Below are 3052 nucleotides of genomic sequence, written 5' to 3'. Positions count from 1 at the left end.
CCTGCTCCCTGCTCAGGACCCGGCCAGCAGGACGCGGCAGGCCAGGTGCAGGGGGAGCCGCTGGGCGGGGTCCTCGGGGTCGAAGCCCAGCGAGCGGACGCGCTCCATGCGCGCCGCGACCGTGTTCCGGTGGACGCCGAGGATCTCCGCCGCCGCCGAGGGGGCGGCGCCCTGGTCCAGAACGACCGCCAGCGTACGCAGCAGCGTTCCGTCCCGGTCCGCGGCGAGCAGCGGGGCCAGCACGACCTCGGCGGGCCGCCGCAGCGCCTCCGTGGGCAACGCGGACAGCAGTTGGGCGGGCCCCATGCGGTCGGCGCGGACCACCGCCCCCGGTACCGCGGCGACCGCCGCGGCGGCCCTGGCGTCGGCGAGCGCCACGCCCAGCGTGCCGGTGCCGCCGGCCGGACCGGCCACTCCCCCGGCGAGCGGCAGCTGGTCACCGATCGCCCGGACGGCCGTACGCAGCTGCGCCTCGCCCTGCCTCAGCCACACCTCCGGGTCCGGTGCCGCACCGCCGACTGCCGCGGAACGCCACGACACCCAGCAGTCCTCGTACGCGATGAGCGGTCCGCCGATGCCGTACCTGGCCCAGAGCGCACGCAGCGCGGGTCCCGGCGCGGGCCCGGCGGCGGCGTCCGCGGCGATGGCCGGCCGCAGGGCGAAGGCGATCAGAGGCCCGGCCAGCGGCCAGCCGAGCGCCGCGGCCTCGGCCCGGACGTGGACACGGGCCCGGTCGTCCTCCAGCTCCTCGGAGGGATGCGTCAGCTGGTGCAGCAGCAACTCGCTGCGGCGCTCCAGCTGTTCCTCCGCGAGGCGGCGGGTGGCGGCCCATGCCGTCAGCGGGGGTACCGCCAGCCGCAGCACCGCTTCGACGGTCGACGCCCAACCCGCCTCCTTGGAACGGGAGTCCGCGACGAGAACCGCGAGCGGGTGCCCGTCGGGGCCCGGCACGTCCAGCCGCACCGGGTGCGCGGAGTCGAGTGCGGCCCGCCGCCCGGCCAGCATTCCGCCCACCGGATCGGTGAGGGCCAGGGATGTCGAGGGCAGCGCCGTGTGCAGCGCCGCCAGTACGCGTTCGGCGTGCGGGCCGGCGGCGGCGAGGCGCTGGGCGGCGTCGGCCAGCAGCGCGGTCCGGCCCGCGTCCGGCCTGGACACCGCGGAGGCGATCCGTACGGCACCCTCCAAGGCGTCGCCGCCGATCAGCAGCAGGGGAACGCCGAGGCGGTCCGCGAGTGCGCCCGGCGGATGCGCGGCCACCGCATTCTCGGGTACGACCACGCAGGCGGCCGCCTGCTCCCAGGCCTTGCGCAGGGCCATCTCCACGATCCACCCCGACCGGGCGAGGGCCTCGGTGAGGACGACGGCGGTGTGCGGGCGCAGATCGTCGAGGGCTTCGCGCCGGTCGACGATGCGCACGTCGAGGACCTGGGTGTCGCGCCCCGTCGTACCGAGTATGCGTACGCCCGGCAGCGGGCCGTACTGCACCAGCTCCGCCACGGTCATGGGCGCGGGCAGGTCGGGACGTCTCACCACCGGGTCTCCTCGGGTCGTTCCGCGGCCGGATGATGCGCATCCGACGCATCCGGCTCCGGGCTCAGCAGGAGGAGCCCACCGGCGGCCGCCAGTCGGCGCCCCTGCGGGGTGTGCCAGGCGGGTGCGGCGGGGATCACGACGATCTCCACCTCGATGCCGGGCATGGCACGTTCGACGTCGAGCACCCGCCGGTCGGCCGCCGACAGCATCAGGATCTGATCCGGCGCGGCCGCGGCCGGCGCGCCGTCGGCGAGGACCAGCAGCACCTCGTTGTGGGCTTCCAGGCGGAACCGCCGGTGCAGGCCCTCGGTCTCGGAGACGACCACACTGGTCGGCCGGGACGGCAGCGCCGTGCCCCCGGCGGTGACCGGCCCGGGCGCCGCGGGGTGCTCCACGGCGGTGATCCGCCCGATGCCCAGTCGACGGGGCCGCGGCTCCCACCGCGCGAAGGGGTCACCGTGCGCCGGGCGCCCCGCCGCCAGCGCCCGGCTCACCGTGCCCGGAACCACGGCGGCCGCCAGTCGTTCGCCGTCCATGGCGTAGCAGGCGGCGACCGCCCAGCCTCCGGCCGCGAGGACCAGCGGCCGTACGAGCTCCTCCACGCGACTGCCGGCCGCCTCCACGACGACCACGTCCCCGGCGGGCGTGGCCAGGGCGACCGGGGCGACATCGATCCCGGCGATGGTGAACGTGGTCTGTTCCAGCAGCGGGAGCACGCGTCCGCAGCCGTCCCCGTCCACGAGCGGCAGCCCGCAGGAAGCCGCGGTGACGACCGCGATCAGGGCGTTCTCGGCCGCGGTGTTGAGCGGCACGACGGCGTCCGCCCCTTTGCCCAGGCGGCGCTCCAGCGCCCGGACCGCCCGGCCCGGCTCCTCGCCCGTGGGCAGTTGCTCGGCGAGCGCGGCCGAGGAGCCGAGCAGGCTGACCGTGACGCACATCCGCCCGGAGCCCAGCTCGCCGGGGCGGATGAGCGGCACCGGCCCGTGCTCCGCGATCGCCGCCCGCGCCCAGTCGAGGCTCGCCCGGTACGAGGAGTGCTCGGAGCCCGCCGCGAGCACCAGCGCCCCCTTGGCGAGCTCCTCCAGCCGTGCGGCGTCCAGCGCGGTCTGCTCCCCGGGCGTCATGTGCGGCGGCCACGGGTCATGACGGGGTTCCCGAGGGCGATCCTGCGGCGCGGACGCGGAGGCGGTGAACACCCTCGGGCAGGTAGGACACGGGGGTGTGGGCGGCGAACGCGACACGGGCGGTGTCCGGGGCGGCACCGGCGGCGACGACCCGGGCCAGGGCCTGTTCACGGGCGAGTCCGAGGAGCCGGTCGAGTTCGCCGCGACTCCCGGCCACGACGACCTGATCGACTTCGGCGACGACGTCCGAGCGGGCGGCTCCGTAGGCCGCGGCGGCGATGGCCGCCGCCGGATCCTGGGCACGGACGGGCACCAGTGCGCAGTCGCCGCCCGCCGCGAGGAGCACACCGCCGGGGGTCCGTCGCCGGACCCCGGCCACCAGGTCGGCGACCTGC

At 76.9% G+C, this 3052-nt stretch carries 2 protein-coding genes and 1 pseudogene; all 3 read right to left on the bottom strand.

The genetic code is table 11. The features are described 5' to 3' along the window. Positions 1 to 12: 12 nt before the first annotated feature. Positions 13 to 1530 (bottom strand): PucR family transcriptional regulator, encoded by a 1518-nt coding sequence (locus tag ACWGDE_RS37745; protein WP_453393603.1) that lies wholly within the window; start codon positions 1528 to 1530, stop codon positions 13 to 15. Continuing rightward, complete coding sequence (locus ACWGDE_RS37740; protein ID WP_453393602.1) at positions 1527 to 2657, bottom strand: DUF917 domain-containing protein; 1131 nt, start codon at positions 2655 to 2657, stop codon at positions 1527 to 1529. Before ACWGDE_RS37740 ends, ACWGDE_RS37745 begins: the two co-directional genes overlap by 4 nt. 16 nt (positions 2658 to 2673) lie before the next feature. Then, positions 2674 to 3052: pseudogene (locus tag ACWGDE_RS37735) on the bottom strand (hypothetical protein); the annotation flags it as partial.

The organism is Streptomyces sp. NPDC054956 (assembly GCF_053609185.1).
Note: the sequence above shows the minus strand (reverse complement) of the source record. Positions and strands in the feature narration are given on the sequence as shown.